Source organism: Cryobacterium suzukii (genome assembly GCF_004403185.1).
Lineage (GTDB): Bacteria > Actinomycetota > Actinomycetes > Actinomycetales > Microbacteriaceae > Cryobacterium > Cryobacterium suzukii.
This window is the reverse complement of the sequence record NZ_SOHJ01000011.1, coordinates 542,655-558,477: the sequence shown is the minus strand read 5'-3', so window position 1 is coordinate 558,477 and position 15,823 is coordinate 542,655. Positions and strand designations below refer to the sequence as shown.

General features: G+C 64.5%; 15 protein-coding genes and 1 tRNA gene. 12 read left to right on the top strand and 4 right to left on the bottom strand.

From position 1 onward, the window contains the following. The first annotated feature begins 60 nt into the window (after positions 1-60). Complete coding sequence (locus E3T39_RS12290; protein WP_166784121.1) at positions 61-570, top strand: MarR family winged helix-turn-helix transcriptional regulator; 510 nt, start codon at positions 61-63, stop codon at positions 568-570. Between the two features lie 65 nt (positions 571-635). Here the strand turns inward: E3T39_RS12290 and E3T39_RS12285 are convergent. Continuing rightward, a tRNA-Lys gene (locus tag E3T39_RS12285) sits at positions 636-708 on the bottom strand. Positions 709-810: 102 nt separating this feature from the next. Here E3T39_RS12285 and E3T39_RS12280 point away from each other — a divergent pair. The 6 genes from E3T39_RS12280 to E3T39_RS12255 all read left to right on the top strand — a co-directional run bounded on the left by E3T39_RS12280 (position 811) and on the right by E3T39_RS12255 (position 6,887). Next, a complete protein-coding gene (locus E3T39_RS12280; protein WP_134515668.1) occupies positions 811-1,440 on the top strand; it encodes a DNA-directed RNA polymerase subunit beta in 630 nt (209 codons plus the stop codon). Between the two features lie 300 nt (positions 1,441-1,740). After that, on the top strand, positions 1,741-2,325 hold the full coding sequence (locus E3T39_RS12275; RefSeq protein WP_241979674.1) for a sigma-70 family RNA polymerase sigma factor: 585 nt from the start codon (positions 1,741-1,743) through the stop codon (positions 2,323-2,325). Continuing rightward, positions 2,322-3,245 carry an anti-sigma factor gene (locus E3T39_RS12270; protein WP_134515664.1) on the top strand — a complete coding sequence of 308 codons (924 nt, stop codon included), beginning with the start codon at positions 2,322-2,324 and terminating at the stop codon, positions 3,243-3,245. Before E3T39_RS12275 ends, E3T39_RS12270 begins: the two co-directional genes overlap by 4 nt. A 58-nt stretch (positions 3,246-3,303) precedes the next feature. Further along, positions 3,304-4,191: an aminodeoxychorismate lyase gene (locus E3T39_RS12265; protein WP_134515662.1), complete on the top strand. Its 888-nt coding sequence runs from the start codon at positions 3,304-3,306 to the stop codon at positions 4,189-4,191. A gap of 158 nt (positions 4,192-4,349) precedes the next feature. Further along, positions 4,350-5,660 (top strand): UDP-glucose dehydrogenase family protein, encoded by a 1,311-nt coding sequence (locus E3T39_RS12260; protein WP_134515660.1) that lies wholly within the window; start codon positions 4,350-4,352, stop codon positions 5,658-5,660. Between the two features lie 210 nt (positions 5,661-5,870). Next, positions 5,871-6,887, top strand: a complete 1,017-nt coding sequence (locus tag E3T39_RS12255) for a YeiH family protein (RefSeq protein WP_134515658.1) — start codon at positions 5,871-5,873, stop codon at positions 6,885-6,887. A gap of 27 nt (positions 6,888-6,914) precedes the next feature. On the opposite strand, the gene E3T39_RS12250 is transcribed toward E3T39_RS12255, so the two are convergent. Further along, positions 6,915-7,388 carry a hypothetical protein gene (locus E3T39_RS12250; protein ID WP_134515656.1) on the bottom strand — a complete coding sequence of 158 codons (474 nt, stop codon included), beginning with the start codon at positions 7,386-7,388 and terminating at the stop codon, positions 6,915-6,917. A gap of 85 nt (positions 7,389-7,473) precedes the next feature. Further along, entirely contained in the window at positions 7,474-7,830 is a 357-nt protein-coding gene (locus E3T39_RS12245) for a TFIIB-type zinc ribbon-containing protein (protein WP_134515654.1), read from the bottom strand. 289 nt (positions 7,831-8,119) lie between these two features. On the opposite strand from E3T39_RS12245, the gene E3T39_RS12240 reads away from it, so the two are divergent. Then, positions 8,120-10,333, top strand: a complete 2,214-nt coding sequence (locus E3T39_RS12240; protein ID WP_134515652.1) for an acyltransferase family protein — start codon at positions 8,120-8,122, stop codon at positions 10,331-10,333. A 127-nt stretch (positions 10,334-10,460) separates the two neighbouring features. Here E3T39_RS12240 and E3T39_RS12235 read toward each other — a convergent pair whose 3' ends face one another. After that, positions 10,461-11,084 (bottom strand): flavin reductase family protein, encoded by a 624-nt coding sequence (locus E3T39_RS12235; protein ID WP_134515650.1) that lies wholly within the window; start codon positions 11,082-11,084, stop codon positions 10,461-10,463. 156 nt (positions 11,085-11,240) lie between these two features. Here E3T39_RS12235 and E3T39_RS12230 point away from each other — a divergent pair, with 156 nt between their 5' ends. The 4 genes from E3T39_RS12230 to E3T39_RS12215 all read left to right on the top strand — a co-directional run bounded on the left by E3T39_RS12230 (position 11,241) and on the right by E3T39_RS12215 (position 15,782). Beyond that, entirely contained in the window at positions 11,241-12,008 is a 768-nt protein-coding gene (locus E3T39_RS12230) for an HAD-IIB family hydrolase (RefSeq protein ID WP_134515648.1), read from the top strand. 232 nt (positions 12,009-12,240) lie between these two features. Continuing rightward, a complete protein-coding gene (locus E3T39_RS12225) occupies positions 12,241-13,287 on the top strand; it encodes an acyltransferase family protein (RefSeq protein WP_241979692.1) in 1,047 nt (348 codons plus the stop codon). Next, positions 13,284-14,201 (top strand): alpha/beta hydrolase, encoded by a 918-nt coding sequence (locus E3T39_RS12220; protein WP_166784120.1) that lies wholly within the window; start codon positions 13,284-13,286, stop codon positions 14,199-14,201. Before E3T39_RS12225 ends, E3T39_RS12220 begins: the two co-directional genes overlap by 4 nt. 105 nt (positions 14,202-14,306) lie before the next feature. Then, positions 14,307-15,782: a tyrosine-protein kinase domain-containing protein gene (locus tag E3T39_RS12215; protein ID WP_166784119.1), complete on the top strand. Its 1,476-nt coding sequence runs from the start codon at positions 14,307-14,309 to the stop codon at positions 15,780-15,782. Positions 15,783-15,823: the final 41 nt, after the last annotated feature.

The window sequence follows — 15,823 nt, the reverse complement described above, 5'->3', positions numbered from 1 at the left end:
GGACCATTATTACGCCTGACAAATAACCAGTCCCATCGCATGTACCCGCCGAGGAGTGGAATGGCCGAGGACTCGCACGGTGCTGGCCCCGGGTCAGAATTCGCGGCCCCACTGGCGGAGTTGGTCTGGACGCTGTCCGACCTCGAACGACGTTTAGCGCTCGGGTTGACGATTGCTCTATCGGAAGAAGGCTCTACTCCCGATCAGTGGCGAATTTTGGAGATCTTAGAGAGGCTCGACTCGCCGACGATGGGAGAGCTGGCGGAGGCATCGGGTATGGCGAATGCAAGCCTGAGCCGAACGGTGGACGCACTCGAAGACACGGCTTGTGCCTATCGCTTGCCGACCGTCACCGATCGCAGACGAATCACAGTGCATGTCTCCGACCGGGGTCGTCATAAACTCGTGCGCATTCGTGAAATCGTCGCGGCCTGGGAACGAACTCTTCAGCAGAGGCTCGGTGCAGATGCTGCACAGGCCTTGCTCGAAGCCACCGAATCTGCGGCGCGCTCACTAGGCGGCGCAGGTTCAAACTTGGATCTGCGACCTCGGCACGACCGGCCTCGCTGACGAAGATGCGCACCGAATTCAAAGGGTTCGGTGCGCATCTTCGTCAGCGACCTGCGCGATCATTGTGGGCCCCGTCGGGCTCGAACCGACGACCCAAGGATTAAAAGTCCTTTGCTCTACCAACTGAGCTAGAGGCCCGTGGGTTCTAATCTACCTTGGATTCACGCTCAGCTTTTCTCGGTAGCGTGGAGGGCAACAAAAAACGCCACCCGAGCGCGCACCGAAACGAGGAGAACCGCCATGGCAGACAACTTCCACAAGCCCACCCTGTTCTCCGCGAACAAATTCGAGGCATTTCAGGGTGGCGACGATCCCGCCGCTATCAGCCGGGTCGCCCACGAGACCGCGCAAGCCCTGCTGAACCGCGTGCGCAGCGACCCCGACCCCGAGACGGTCGAGCGCCTCGTCGCCTACACCGATGAAAACGGCATCGACGCGGTCGCCGAACTGTGGTCGCGGGCCACACCGCGTAGCCTGCCGGGTGCGCTGTGGCGCATTTACCTCATCCGCATGCTGATTCGGCAGGATCCCGAAGGTTGCGCCTACCTCTACCAACGAGGAACGGATGCCGCAGCAACGATCGATCCGCTGGTCGCGGGCGCCGCCGTGCCCACCGGTCCGGCCGAGATCATGACTCTCGCGGATGAGATTCTGCGCGGACTGTTCACCGGAGACTTCGCGGTAGCGCTGGACCGCGGCGCCGCGTATTGCCGGGTCACGGCGGTCGGGGCCACGAGCATCGCCGACGATTTCGAACTGACCGAGCCGCACCGCTCCTCGGAGCTGACCACTCGTGCGTTGCGCTTCTCCACGACCGCCGCCGAGTTCGCGGCCTGTGCGCGTCTCTGGCGCCGCGACTTGCTCGAATAGCCCCGCACGGCATATTCCCTGTGCGCCAGCGGCGAACATTCGACGCCGACCGCCCCGTTCGAATACACTGGAAGCTGGTCGGGCCGCAGTAATCCCGGGTTCCATTATTCGCCGCTTCGAGCGGCCTCGCGCCGAGAGGTGCTCTGCGGCCCGACCTTCTGCATTCCGGCCGCGGCGACGCGAATCTGGCCGAAGGCATCCGCTTTTCTTGCGGACGATTTCTCCTATCGACCAATCCAATGGGTACTTCGCACCGAACCCTAGTCATGGAACGGGACGAGACCTGACATGCTAGATCTCATGACTGTTGATTCCGCCGGAGACCTCGCGCCGCCAGCACCTGCCACCAAGGAGGAGCTGCTTGCTCGAGTAGCCCACGGCGACCAATCGGCCTTCGGAGAACTATATGACCAGATCGCCCCGAGGGTGCTTGGCCTGGTCAAGCGTCTGCTTGTCGACCACGCGCAGTCGGAGGAAGTGACCCAGGAGATTTTTCTGGAGATCTGGCAGTCGGCCGCACGTTACGAACCAACGCGTGGTGGTGCGAGCACCTGGATCCTCACCATGGCACACCGCCGAGCGGTCGACCGAATCCGGTCATCGCAGGCCGGACGTGACCGCGATACCAAAATCGGAATCCGTGACCTGGCCGTTGCCTACGATCACGTAGCCGAAACCGTTGAAGTACGAATCGAACATGAAAGGGTGGAGAAGGCGATGACTCGATTGACACAGCTGCAGCGTCAGGCTGTCAGCCTCGCGTACTACGGCGGGTTCAGTCACAGCGAGGTCGCCGACATGCTCCACATTCCTTTGGGCACCGTGAAAACGCGGCTCCGCGACGGGCTGATCCGCCTGCGCGACGAATTGGGCGTGGCATCATGAGTAGCCGTACCGAGCAGCACCCCGCCGATCTTGCCGGCGCGTACGCCCTGCACGCCCTCGACGCTGACGACACGGCCACTTTCGAAGCGCACCTCGCCGAATCCGAGCGGGCGCGCATCGAGGCTGCCGAGTTGAACGACACCGCTGTGGCCCTCGGCCTCGCTGTGGCACCCGTGCAGCCCTCGGCCGCGGTCAAGGCCAACCTCATGTCCCTGCTCGCGTCGACCCCGCAACTTCCCCCCCTGCCGCGCGTCGCTGGCCCAGACCCAGCGGATGCCGCAGCCTCCGCTGTCGCGACGACCGCGGCTCCGACCACACCCGGCGTGCTCGGCACGCCTCCGGCGACCGCCAAGGGTCTGTCTGCCGACGCGCCGTCGGCCGTCGCGGACATCCGCTCAAGAAACGGTGCAGCCAACAGCCGGCACCGCTCAGCGCCGGCGACCGAACGTGCCCAGGCCCGGTGGTTTCAACGCCCGGCGCAGATTATGCTGGCCGCCGCTGCTGCGGTTGCGCTGTTCGTCGGTGGAACCTTCCTCGGCCAAACGCTCAACACCAACCAGTTCGCGTCGCAGCAGGCCTCCGGGCTTGCCCAGATCAACGCGGCCAACGATTCTCAGCGCGCCGCCACGACAACCGCCGACGGCCAGGAAGCCACTCTGGTCTGGTCGAACAAGCTCGGAATCTCCGCGGTGCTCGTCGACAACTTGCCGGTGCTGCCGAGCGACCAGGACTACCAACTTTGGTACATCAATGGCGAGGGCGCGGCTTCGGCTGGAACCTTTGACTCGAGCGGCGACAGCACAGCCTGGCGCGTACTCGACGGCACGATGCATGCCGGCGACCAAGTCGGCCTAACGGTTGAGCCCAGCGGCGGATCCGACCAGCCGACGACCGATCCAATCCTCGCCTTCCAGAGCTAGCGTGTCGGCAGCATCCGCCTGTGCGTGCCGTGAGCGGATGCCCAACTAGGCTCAGGGCATGAGACTGCCCTTCACGCTGCTGATTGACCCCGTGCCCGCTGACTCGCTGCAGCAGGATTTTGCCGATACGTTCCACGAGATGGATTCGTCTGCCCCGGCACTGCGCGTGGGGGAGCTCAGCACCCAGCGCGGGGACGGCATCTTCGAGACCCTCGCCGTCGTCAACGGCCACCCCCAGGAGGTGGGGCCGCACATCAGCCGGCTGCGCAACTCCGCACGCATCTGCGAGCTGCCGCTGCCGAACGCCGAGCAGTGGCGTGCCGCGATCGCCTATGCAGTCGAGCGCATTCCGCAGCGGGGTGAGATCGCTCTCAAATTTGTGCTCAGTCGCGGCGTCGAGCACGGCCCGGCGCCGACCGCCTGGCTGCACGCGGTCGCGGCGGCGGACTTCAGCGTCGTGCGCGGTAACGGCGTGCGGGTTATCACGCTCGACCGCGGCTACCCGCGCGGGGTCGCCGAGAAAGCTCCCTGGCTGCTGATGGGTGCGAAAACCCTCAGCTATGCGGTGAACATGGCGGCTCTTCGCGAGGCCCGCCGTCGTGGCGCCGACGACACCATCTTTCTCACCACCGACGGCTTCGTAATGGAAGGCCCAACCTCAAGCGTTGTGTTGCGGATCAACGGCGAGTACGTCACGCCCGCACCGAGCGGCGCCATTCTGCACGGTACCACTCAGCAGAGCATGTTCGACTACCTACGCACGCAGGGCATGGTCGTTGAATACCGCGACGTCACGGTCGAGGAACTTCGCCAAGCGGATGCCGCCTGGCTCGTCTCCAGCGTGCGCCTGGCCGTATCCGTTGTCGCCCTCGACGGCGAGCCGTTTCCGGCCGATCAAACGCTCACGGAGACCCTGAACAAGTACCTGCTGGCGCGTACAACGTAGCGGCATCCGCGGGTATGTAACGCCGGTAAAGGTGCGACTCGCCGGCCATTTTGTCCCCGAATCACGGCGTGTCGCGAAATCTACCGGCGTCACGTGCGAGCGCGAGCGGACGCTGGCCCTGCGCGCCCAGTAGGCTCTGGGATGACCGAGAGGAATAAATGAGAATTTCTGTCATTGGATGCGGCTACCTGGGTGCCGTGCACGCGTCGGCGATGGCCGAACTGGGACACGATGTCGTTGGAATCGACGTCGACGCCGCCAAGATCGCCCAACTCGCCATCGGCAAGCCCCCCTTCTTCGAACCCGGACTTCCCGAGGTTCTCACGTCGGCCATGAACAGTGGCCGGCTGCGTTTCAGCACCGACATAGCGGATGCCGCTGGCTCTCGGGTGCACTTCATCGCCGTCGGGACCCCGCAGAAGCCCGGCGGTTACAGTGCCGACCTGCGCTACGTGGATGCCTCGATCGAATCGCTCATTCCGCACCTGTCCGACGGCGATCTCGTCGTAGGCAAGAGCACGGTGCCGGTAGGAACCGCCGCGCGCCTCGCGGGCCTCATCGAAGCCGGCAGCGGCGCGTCGCTGGCGTGGAACCCCGAGTTTCTGCGCGAGGGATTCGCCGTGCAGGACACCATCAGCCCCGACCGACTGGTCTACGGGGTCGCCCCCGGTTCACTGGGCGAGCACGCCACGGAGCTCCTCAACGAGATCTACGCCACAGCACTCGCCGCCGACACCCCCCTCGTCATAACCGACTACGCCACCGCCGAGCTCGTCAAAGTCGCCGCAAATGCGTTTCTCGCGACCAAGATCAGCTTCATCAATGCCATGGCCGAGATCGCCGAGGTCACCGGCGCCGATGTGACGCAGCTGGCGGATGCCATCGGCTACGACGGCCGCATCGGTCGTCGCTTCTTGGGTGCCGGCGTCGGTTTCGGCGGCGGCTGCCTGCCCAAAGATATTCGCGCCTTCACCGCGCGCGCCGAAGAGTTGGGGCGCGGCGAATCCGTGGCCTTCCTCAAGGAGATCGACAAGATCAACCTGCGTCGTCGCCAACGTGTGGTCGATCTCACCGTCGGGGCGCTCGGCGACTCCGTCTACAACGCCAAGGTCGCGGTGCTCGGCCTCAGTTTTAAGCCGCACTCCGACGACGTGCGTGACTCGCCGGCGCTCGACGTGGCCGTGCAGTTGCGCGGACTGGGGGCCGACGTCGTGGCGACCGACCCGCAGGCCATCGAGAACTCACGGGCGCGGCATCCGCAGTTGGAGTATTCAGAATCTCTCGAGGACACCCTGCGGGGGGCCGATGCCGTCGTGCTCGTCACCGAGTGGCCCGAGTTTAGGCATCTCGATCCGGTGTGGGCCGGTGCGCTCGTGAAAACGAAGACTGTGGTCGACGGCCGCAACGCTCTCGACCCTGAGGCCTGGCGTGCTGCCGGCTGGACCTACCACGGCCTCGGTCGCCCGTAGCGCGGTCCCGTCCCCGCCTATTTCTGCACACCTTATGAACAGGGTGCCCGTGGCTGGGCCCACCTTATGACCGTGGGCCCAGCCTATAACCTGGGCCCACGGTCAGAACCTGGGCCCGGGCATTTCGGGATGCCGCGCGAGGTTCCGGGCCCGGGCCCAGAACAGGGGAGGAGCCCGAGAATCACTGGGCGCCCGCCTAGACTTGTCTGAATGTGGCTTCGGGGAATACTCGTGGCGGCCCTCGCCGCCGCCTCGGCCTGGGGCGTGCACACCGTCGCACCGGCCGTTCCTCTCCTTACCATGGCCGTTGTGCTCGGAATCGTCGTCGGCCAGCTCCCCGCAGCACGCCCGGCGCTCGCCGGGGCTCTCGCGGCCGGCCTGTCCGTCGCCGCCAAACCACTTATGCAGCTGGGAATCGTGCTGCTCGGTCTCAAGCTCAGCCTCGTCGACATTGCGGCGCTCGGCTGGGTGACGATTGCCACCACCGTCGCAATCGTGCTTCTTACCTTCGTCGGCACTCTCGGCCTCGGTCGTTGGTTCGGCCTGCCCGGGCATCAACCCCTGCTCATTGCCACCGGATTCAGCATCTGCGGCGCCTCGGCGATCGGCGCCATGAGCGGCGTCGTCAAGGCCAAAGACGAAGAGACGGCCACCCCGATCGCGTTGGTGACCCTGTGCGGAACCCTCGCCATCGCCGTGTTGCCGTTGCTGTGGCATCCGCTCGGCTTGAGCGCACTGCAATTCGGTCACTGGGTCGGTGCCGGTGTGCACGATGTCGGTCAGGTCGTGGCGACCGCGCAAATCGCCGGATCATCCGCGCTCGCCGTGGCCCTCGTCGTTAAACTCACTCGGGTGCTCATGCTCGCCCCGATCGTCGCGGTTGCGTCGATCGTGGAACGTCACCGGCCAGCGGATGCCGCCCTCATGGCCACTGCCGGGAGCCCTGATGCTCGGAAAGGCTTGGCGAAGCGCCCACCGATCGTTCCGCTTTTCGTCGCTGGCTTCATCGTGGCGATGTTGGTGCGCACGCTGATTCCCCTGCCAGAGCCAGTGCTGGTTGCCGCCGAGGTTGTTCAGACCGGGCTGCTGGCGATGGCACTCTTTGCCCTCGGCACGGCCGTCAACCTCGTTACGCTCATGCGCACGGGTGGTCGGCCGCTCGCTGTCGGGCTGCTGTCGTGGGTACTGATTGCAGCGCTCGCCCTTGGGGCCGTGCACCTGTCCTGACCGGGGAGCCCGGCGTGCTCGCGCCCGCTACGGTCTCGCTGCCCGTCGCCACGGCGCTATGGCCAAGAGCGCAATCTGACTCACGAGAGCGACAACAGCGACAAAGATGGCGCCAAGATGCACGTTCAGCGGGCTCCCCGCGTACATGGTGACTCCGACGAAGAGCAAGGCCAGCGCCAGAACCGCCAGTGACACCCAATGCTGCCTGCGCACGCCGATCAGAACCAGCACCGCCGGAACAACGTACAGAATGATGCTCGCAACATTCATGTCGTTGACCATATCCACCAGAGGCCCAAAGGGCGTCCCGTCGAAAATAGGCCGATAAAACATGGCGGCGCAATGGAAGGCCAGACCACCAACGCCGCCCACGAGCAGGACGGTGTCGACCACCGACAGCCTGACCGCGTGCTTGGCCAGGGGGAGCCGGGGCATCACTAGCCGTGCCAGAAAGATGAGAGCGGATGCCCCGGCGAGCGTGAACGCAAATGTTGGGGTCATGCTGCGCCAACCACGCTCGCCGAGCCGTGTGCACGTGGTTGAGTGGTATCACTCCACGCCATGATTAACTCCGAGTCTTCTTGGCCTAGCCGAAAAGGTCTCCGAGCCAGCTTTCCTTCTTCTTCGGGCGATAACCGTCCCGATGATCACGGTCGCGATCCCGGTCGTACCCGCGGTCGCGGTCGTCGTTGCGCTCGCCATACTGCGGGGCCCGAGTGCGAGCATCCGGATACTGCTGTTGCTGGGGTACAGCGACAATCACCGGTGCAGCGTTGGCAGCCGGAGCGGGCGCCGCAGCCGCGAATTCCTTTTCGGCACGATCAATGATCTTGTCAAGCTCACCGCGGTCGAGCCAGACTCCGCGGCATTCCGGGCAGTAGTCAATTTCTACGCCGCTTCGTTCGCTCATCACGAGGGTGGCGGAGTCGGTTGGGCACTTCATAGGAGTCCTCCAAGACAGGTCGGTCTTCAACCCTAAACAGTGAACACCGGCTGTTGCTGAGAGCCGATGGGAGTGCACGAGCGGAACGGCACCCAGCGCGGCACGCCGGGGACGTTCATCGGCGGGACTCGTTGCGGCGGCGCAGCCTTTGGGGCGAGTTTTCGTCCGGGGCAGTAAAACTATATCGGCGCGTTTGCCCCGGTAGTTGAGATTACGTCATAATCGCAGGGCGTGCCCGAAAGTCGGGCCGCATGCGTACCAGTTCCGAAACCCGAGTCGGAGGCTATACATGTCCGTTCAGTCCACAGCGGAGCGGCGCAAGCGCGCACCCGACCGACCCTCTGGCGGCAAATCCGCCACCCGCACCTTCCGCGGCGACATCGAAGGCCTACGCGCGGTTGCCGTGGTCGTGGTCATTTTCGACCACCTGTTCGGCTGGCCATCGGGCGGATTCATCGGTGTCGACATCTTCTTCGTGATCTCCGGGTTTCTGATCACGAGCCTCCTGCTCAAGGAACATGCACGCACCGGCCGCATCTCCCTGGTCGATTTCTATCGCCGGCGCATCCGGCGCATCCTGCCGGTCTCACTGCTCGTGCTGGTCGTCACCGTGGCGGTCGGATTCCTGCTGCTTCCGAGCGCCCGCGCCCTCAGCACCCTGTGGGATGGAATCTCCTCGGCACTGTTCGTAGCCAACTGGCACTTCGCCGCGGTCGGCACCGATTACCTGCAGGCCACCAACGCCGTTTCCCCTCTTCAGCACTACTGGTCGCTCGCGGTGGAAGAACAGTTCTACTTCGTCTGGCCGTTCCTGCTTATCGTCACCTTCGCCCTGGCTGGCCGCCGCACGCTGAGCGCACGGGCCATCATCACGCTCGTCGCAGCGACCACTGGCGCCATCACCCTCGCCTTTCTGGCCTGGAGTTTTTTCGAAACCTCGACTAGCCCCGCTATCGCCTACTTCTCCACCGGAGCCCGCGCCTGGGAGCTCGGAATCGGCGCATTCGTGGCCGCCGCCGCGCCCCGCCTAGCGAAGCTGCCTCGACGCGTGCGCCCCCCGATCGCCTGGCTCGGCCTCGCCCTCATCGTCGCCAGCCTCGTACTGATCAGCCGCGATTCACCGTTTCCAGCGCCCTGGGCCCTGCTGCCCGTCGCGGGAGCTGCCCTCGTGATCGCCGCAGGCATCGGGCAGCCTGAGCAGCGGCTGTTGTTCCCCCTGACCAACCCCGTGAGTCGCTATGTCGGCAAGATCTCCTACTCCCTCTATCTCTGGCACTTTCCGGTCGTGATCCTGCTCGCGACCGTTTTCGCCACCGATTCGCCGCTCTACCTGCCGCTCGCCGTGCTGCTCATGGTCGCCCTCTCGGCGTTCTCCTTCCACTACGTTGAAGACCCCATTCGTCACTCACTCTGGCTCGAAAGCTCCCTAACCCGAAGGCGAGAACAGATGCGCCGTCCTTTCCCCCAGCATCGCACCGGAATCACCCCGGCCCAGGCCTGGGTCGGTGCCCTCGTAGTGGTGGCTCTCGTTCTCGTCTCGGTCTCGTTCCTCGGGCTGAGGTGCGGCACGCCGTCAGGCCCGTCGGTGAACCCAGCCCCGGTCGGAGCTGGAGCCGACTTGGGCGTGGAGACGACCACCGAGCCAGCCACCCTGCTGGCCACTCGGCAGGCCACCATCGCTGCGGCTCTCGCCTCAACGGCGTGGCCCAATACCACCCCGGCATTCGACGTGCTCGGTGACAGCTCCGGCGCCCTGGAATGGGTCGACGACGGCTGTCTTTCGGTCAGCGAGAAGAACGCCGCCGGCTGTCTCTACGGCGACCCGGCGGCGACCAAAACGGCGGTGCTTCTCGGCGATTCCATGGCGATCAGCTACATGCCCGCGATTCGCTCCGCCCTCGAACCGCTCGGCTACAACGTGCGGTCCCTGACCATGTTCTCCTGCCCGGCCGTGAACATTTCGGTCGCCGCCAAGAGCGCCTCCGACGCGTCGGCCGCCAAATGCGACGACCACCATGCCTGGGTCTACACGGAGGTCGCTCGACTCTCGCCCGACCTCGTCATCATGTCGAGCCTGGCTGGATCCATCGTGCGCCTCGCCAGCGGCAACGAAGGAGCCGCAGCCCTCACCGAGTGGCAGACCGCGACCGCCGACACGCTCACGGCGTTGCAGGCGTCGACCGACCATGTCGCTGTGCTCTCGCCGCCGCCGGCCAGCACCCCGTTCGCCGAGTGCAAAACCCTCACGAGCGCCCCCGGCGACTGCGCCTACAGCCCGTCGAGCCTCTACCAGAAGGTGATCGCGAGCGAGCGGGGCGCGATCGAGCAATTCGGTGACTTCGCCCAGTACGTGGACATCGTTCCGTGGCTCTGCGTCGACGAGACTTGCCCGGCGTTCATCGACAACACGCCGGTGTTTTTCGACGGACAGCACTTCGTACGCGAGGCGAGCGCCCAGCTCGGTCCGCTGCTCGCCGAAGCACTGTTTCCGCCTGGCGCCTAGCCGGCGCGAACGGCGCATCCGCTCGCCGTGGCGCGGGCTGTTGCCGTGCCCGGTTGGGGTGTGCGCCCCGATAACCGGCGCAGTGGCCAGCTGAACCGGGCGCGATCATGCGGTTCGGGCGAAATGATCAGTGCTCTCTCGGCCGAAATTCGCGGGGCCAGTCGCTCGCACGGATTCGCCGGATCGCCTTGACCTCGCCGATGGTTCCCCATTCGTCGAGGCCTAGGCGTGACAACGGGCGCAGCTTCTCAACGAGCGGATGTTCCCCGTCCAGCACCGCCGACGACACCGCGATGTGCGTGACCTCGCCAAACACGAGCGTGCAATCGCCCATCTCCAGCGTGGAATGCAGGCGGCACTCGATCGCCGCCGGGGACTCGGCGACCCGCATGGCGGCCACGGTCACACTCGGCTCCCTGGTGAGCCCGGCGCGATCGAACTCGCTCTCCGTTGGCCCGAAGTCAGTGCCGGTCGCGTTGACTTCTTCGAACAGCGACTCCGGCGTGAAATTCACCACGAAATCTCCGGTCGCCAGAATATTGCGCACGGTGTCCTTCACCCCCACCGAGGTGAACTGAACGATGGCCGGCGAAACAGATGCCACGGTGAAGAATGAATGCGGCGCGAGATTGTCGACACCCGCCGCGGACCGACTCGACACCCACGCGATTGGCCGCGGCACCACGAGTGAGTTCAGCAGGCGGTAGAAATCGCGACGCGGCAGATTCCGGGGGTCAAAGTCAGTACGCACCCGCTTAGGCTAACAATCCGCGCCGCCATTCGCGCCATTGGCGACGCCGCCGGCCGCTATCGCGGCGTGCGGACATCCGCCGACGCGACCAACCCGAATTCGACGTCCACACGCCCGGCAGAAGCTCCCGGCCGCCCGCGCCGATAGAGTGGCCTGATGCCTATTCTTCCCCGCCTGGTGGCCTTCGACCTCGACGATACGCTCGCGCCGTCCAAGGCCGCGCTCGATCCGATCATGATCGACCTGCTCGTCAAGCTGCTCGGCGTCACCGAGGTCTGCGTTATCTCCGGCGGCCAGTTCGCGCAATTTCAGGCGCAGATCATCGACAATCTGCCCGAGATCAGCCCGGAGAAACTCGCCCGGCTGCACCTCATGCCGACCTGCGGCACCCAGTACTACCGCAGTGACTCGCAGGGTTGGACCCAGGTGTACGCAGAGAACCTCAGTGACGACCAGAAAACTCGCGCACTCGAAGCCGTTGAGCAGACCGCTCGCGACCTCGGCTTCTGGGAAAGCGACCCCTGGGGTCCCATCCTCGAAGATCGCGGCTCGCAGATCACTTTCTCCGCGCTCGGCCAGGCGGCCCCGATTGCCTCCAAAATCGCCTGGGACCCGACCGGCGAGAAGAAGAATGCCCTTCGGAGCGGCGTACAGGCACTGTTGCCCGACCTCGAGGTGCGCTCCGGCGGGTCGACATCCGTTGACATCACCCGGCAGGGCATCGACAAGGCCTACGGAATGAAGCGCCTAGCCACCCTGACCGGTGTCGATCTTGACGACATGCTGTTTGTCGGCGACCGCCTCGATGAGAACGGTAACGATTACCCGGTCAAGGTTCTCGGTGTCGAATGCATCGCCGTCGAAGGCTGGCCCGACACTGCTGCCCTGCTTGAGGACCTGGTTCCGCGCTACGTCACCGTCTGACCGCCGGTGGCCGCCGCCACAGTGTTTTTACCCCCAGCTCGAGGCTGACTGGGCTGGGCCCCTATTTCCGCCGAATGCGAGACGGGCCTACGGTGTGCACACCGCTCCCGAAGTCGGTGTCAGGAAGCTTTACCGTGCAAAGTGCACTCCGCCACCAGAAAATTTCGCGCCGTAAGAATAGGCTGCGATACCAACCTGAGTTTTTCTCGTGTACATTTCGTTTGTGAAAGAGATGCAGACCGAGAACCGCGAGTGGATCAACTTCGCCAAGGGCGCGGCGATTATTCTCGTTGTGCTCTACCACTCGTCGTTGTTCCTCAACGACCTTGGCCTGGCCGGCAGTACCCCACGATTGCGGCTCCTGCTGAGCTATTTTCCCATGCCGGTGTTCTTCTTCATTGCCGGACTCACCGCGCGGCGCATGCTCACCTGGAATCTGAAGGACCTCTGGCGTCGGCGTCTGCTCGTGCTCGTGTATTTGTACTTGCTCTGGTCTGTCATCCGGGTCGTGTTCTACCTCGTCGTGCCGCACCTGCGTGGCGCCGAGCGGTCCCCGACCGACCTGCTCAACATTGTCCTGCTGCCGGTCTGGCCCACTAGTAGCTACTGGTTCATTTGGGCTCTGGCCATCTTCACGCTGCTCGCCTGGCTTCTCCGTAAGCTGCCAATCAAGCTGCAACTCCTTCTCGCCGGCGTCGTCGCAATACTTTCGACGACGCCGGGAGTGCTGGACCTCGACAATGTCGGCTGGGACCGTGTCGCCGCCAATTTTATCTTTTTCATCACCGCCGTCTATTTTCCCAACACTATTTATCGCCTGGCCGCCCGTGTGCGCGTCTGGCACGCGATTGTGCTTGTCGCTGCATATATCGGCCTCGCCGTACTGCTCGTGGCGCTGCATCTCTCCCGCGTTCCGGGGCTAATCCTGCTCGAAAGCGTGGTTGCCGTCGCGATGGGCGTCACCCTGGCCACCCTGCTGGTTCGAGTGAGATGGCTGAACTTCATGAGCACGCTCGGCCAATACAGTTTTCAAATCTATCTACTGCACCTCTTTCTCGTGGCCAGCTCCCTCGCACTGCTGGCACCGTTGGCCGGCTCGCCCTGGCTCGAACGTGCCGGGAATGCCCTGCCGTTCCTGCTCGCTGCCATCGTGCTCGTTGCCTCGCTCTACCTCGCCAAACTCCTGCGTCGGTTCTCGTTCCTCTGGGTCAGTCCGTTCCGCAAACGCCAGACCAAGTCGGTCTCCCATCGGGCTCCTTTGAAAGGAGACCTGTTGTGAAAAAATTCCGTCAGCTCGCGGCCTTCGTTGGTCTGCTCGCTGTTGGTCTTGTGCTGAGCGGATGCGCCGCCCCCGCCCCCATTCCCGCTGCGCGTGCGCACAGCGACTCGGTCGTGCTGCAGAACGACCTGCAGTACGGCACGGCTCGCGGTCAGAAGTTGCTGCTGAACGCCTGCCTGCCCAAGAGTAAGAAAGCTCCCACCGCGGCGATGATCCTCGTTCACGGAGGAGGCTTCGACAGTGGCACCAAAGATTTCGGCGGAATGACCGCGCTCTGCTCGGAACTGGCCGACGGGGGCATAGCCGCCTTCTCGGTGGACTACCGCCTGGCGCCGCGATTCGCCTACCCGGCACAGGTGAACGATGTCACCGACGCGCTCGCGTGGCTGCGGGAGAGCGCCCAGGTCGCGCAATTCGGCATCGACCCCGAACGTATCGGGTTGTTCGGCAGCTCAGCCGGCGCGATCATCGCCTCCTCGATCGGCACCAACGGCACCGGCAGCCGCACCAGCGGGGATCGGGTCGCGGTGGTCGTGGCGATGTCTCCGGCGGTTGACCTCACCGAAAACGGGCTCCTGCTTGGCGACCCGTCAAAAACGGCGATCACCTCCATTCTGCAATACCTCGGCTGCTCCGACTTCACCGACTGTCCGAATTCCCGCGAGTCGTCGCCGTTGTACGCCGTCGACAAGACCGACCCGGCATTCTACATCGCCATTTCAGAAAAAGAACTGGTTCCCGTGGAACAGGGCAAAGCCATGGTGTTAGCGCTCAAAAAGGTCGGTGTGCCCGTCACTCTGGACGTGAAACCCGGTAAAAGACACGCCTTGGAGCTCCTCGACGAGGCCACTCGAGCGAGCATTCGTCAGTTCCTGGTCGACAATTTAGTGAACTCCACACGACCGACGGAATAAATCCGCAACACCGACGGTCCATAAGTGAGGATTTTTATGCCAACATAGGGTCCTGTCGTCGTGCACCCGAAGCACGACGCGACGAATATGCGGGGAGAAGTGCTCATGGAATTGAAACGACTGGTTCGAATACTCCGAAAGCGATGGATTCTCATTGTGGCTTTCGCCCTGCTCGGCCTGGTTGGTGGAGCAGCCGCCGCGCTGCTCACTCCAGTGCAGTACGAGGCTTCCACCCGCGTATTCGTCGCCGCACAGATTCAAAACGGGTCGACTCCCGGCGACCTGGTCCAGGGCAATAACTTCGTAGTGCAAAAGCTGCCATACTACCTCGATGTCGCCACGAGCCCCCGCGTGCTCGACCCGGTGATCGCGAGCCTCGGACTCAATGAGAGCGCGGTTGACCTGGCCGAGCGGATCACGGCGACAACCCAGCCGGGCTCGGCCGTTATTGAACTCAGAGCTCTCGCCTCCACAGCGGATGCCGCTCAGCAACTCGCGCAGGCCGTGTCGGAGAGTTTCACCGATGTTGTCATCAATCAGCTGGAAAAGCCGTCTGATGGGGGTGCTAGCCCCGTGACAGTAGGCGTGCTCGACCCCGCGGTCGCCCCCGACAACCCCGCGCTGCCTCAGCTCTACCTCAACCTCGCCGTCGGGCTGCTTATCGGTCTCCTGGTCGGACTGGTCACCGCGCTCATCCTTGGGCTGCTTGACCGTCGCATCTACAACCGCGACGACATCGAGCGACTGACCGTCGTTCCCGTGCTCGGCGGTATCCCGCTCGAAGCCCGCGCAAACGCGATCATCTCACCCGACGGCGCGTCCACCGCCCGAGCCGAGGCGTTCCGGGTACTGCGCACCAACCTCGAGTTCGCCGACGCCGACACCGGCCGCCGCAGCCTCGTTGTGACCTCCTCCGTTTCGGGCGAGGGAAAGACCACCACGCTCGTGAATCTCGCCATCGTGCTGGCCGAGAGCGGCGCGACCGTCGCCGTCATCGACGCCGACCTGCGCACGCCCCGGCTGGCCGACTACCTCGGACTCGACGCCGATCGTGGACTGACCGATGTGCTCCGCGGCGACGTGCAACTCAAGGAATCCCTGCAATCGTGGGGGGCGCAGCATCCGCTCACCGTACTGTCGTCGGGCAAGATTCCCACTAACCCGAGCGAACTGCTCGGATCGACGGCCATGGGCACGGTGCTCGATGTGCTGAGCAGCAGCTACGACTACGTGCTCCTCGACGCGCCGTCGGTGCTTGCGGTGACGGACGCAGCCGTGCTCAGCCGCTGGACCGGCGGCACCATTCTCGTCGTCGGTGCCAACCGGGTGCGCGAGCCCGAACTGCTGGCTGCCTTCGACGCCCTGGAAGCTGTCGGCACGACGCCCCTCGGCGTAGTGCTGGCCATGGTTCCCACCCGCGGTCCCGATGCCCTCGTGCGTGACGGCGGCTTCGCGGCCTCCTCCCTCCCGGCACGCCGCGCCACCCCAGCGATCGACGCGGACCAGAACGACTCGAGTCGTTCGGCCCCGTCCGACAGCGAGTCTGCCCCATCAGTCACCGCCACCCGCGTCACCTGGTAGGCCCAGCGTTCCATTGTGTTTGGGCATGTTCGAAGTAGTCC

Excerpts from the sequence above, each read along its gene's own strand:
- E3T39_RS12225 (WP_241979692.1), top strand. The coding sequence starts at position 12,241 with ATGCAGACCGAGAACCGCGAGTGGATCAACTTCGCCAAGGGCGCGGCG.
- E3T39_RS12250 (WP_134515656.1), bottom strand. The coding sequence starts at position 7,388 with ATGACCCCAACATTTGCGTTCACGCTCGCCGGGGCATCCGCTCTCATC.
- E3T39_RS12275 (WP_241979674.1), top strand. The coding sequence starts at position 1,741 with ATGACTGTTGATTCCGCCGGAGACCTCGCGCCGCCAGCACCTGCCACC.
- E3T39_RS12260 (WP_134515660.1), top strand. The coding sequence starts at position 4,350 with ATGAGAATTTCTGTCATTGGATGCGGCTACCTGGGTGCCGTGCACGCG.
- E3T39_RS12230 (WP_134515648.1), top strand. The coding sequence starts at position 11,241 with ATGCCTATTCTTCCCCGCCTGGTGGCCTTCGACCTCGACGATACGCTC.
- E3T39_RS12255 (WP_134515658.1), top strand. The coding sequence starts at position 5,871 with ATGTGGCTTCGGGGAATACTCGTGGCGGCCCTCGCCGCCGCCTCGGCC.
- E3T39_RS12280 (WP_134515668.1), top strand. The coding sequence starts at position 811 with ATGGCAGACAACTTCCACAAGCCCACCCTGTTCTCCGCGAACAAATTC.
- E3T39_RS12245 (WP_134515654.1), bottom strand. The coding sequence starts at position 7,830 with ATGAAGTGCCCAACCGACTCCGCCACCCTCGTGATGAGCGAACGAAGC.
- E3T39_RS12215 (WP_166784119.1), top strand. The coding sequence starts at position 14,307 with ATGGAATTGAAACGACTGGTTCGAATACTCCGAAAGCGATGGATTCTC.
- E3T39_RS12240 (WP_134515652.1), top strand. The coding sequence starts at position 8,120 with ATGTCCGTTCAGTCCACAGCGGAGCGGCGCAAGCGCGCACCCGACCGA.
- E3T39_RS12270 (WP_134515664.1), top strand. The coding sequence starts at position 2,322 with ATGAGTAGCCGTACCGAGCAGCACCCCGCCGATCTTGCCGGCGCGTAC.
- E3T39_RS12265 (WP_134515662.1), top strand. The coding sequence starts at position 3,304 with ATGAGACTGCCCTTCACGCTGCTGATTGACCCCGTGCCCGCTGACTCG.
- E3T39_RS12290 (WP_166784121.1), top strand. The coding sequence starts at position 61 with ATGGCCGAGGACTCGCACGGTGCTGGCCCCGGGTCAGAATTCGCGGCC.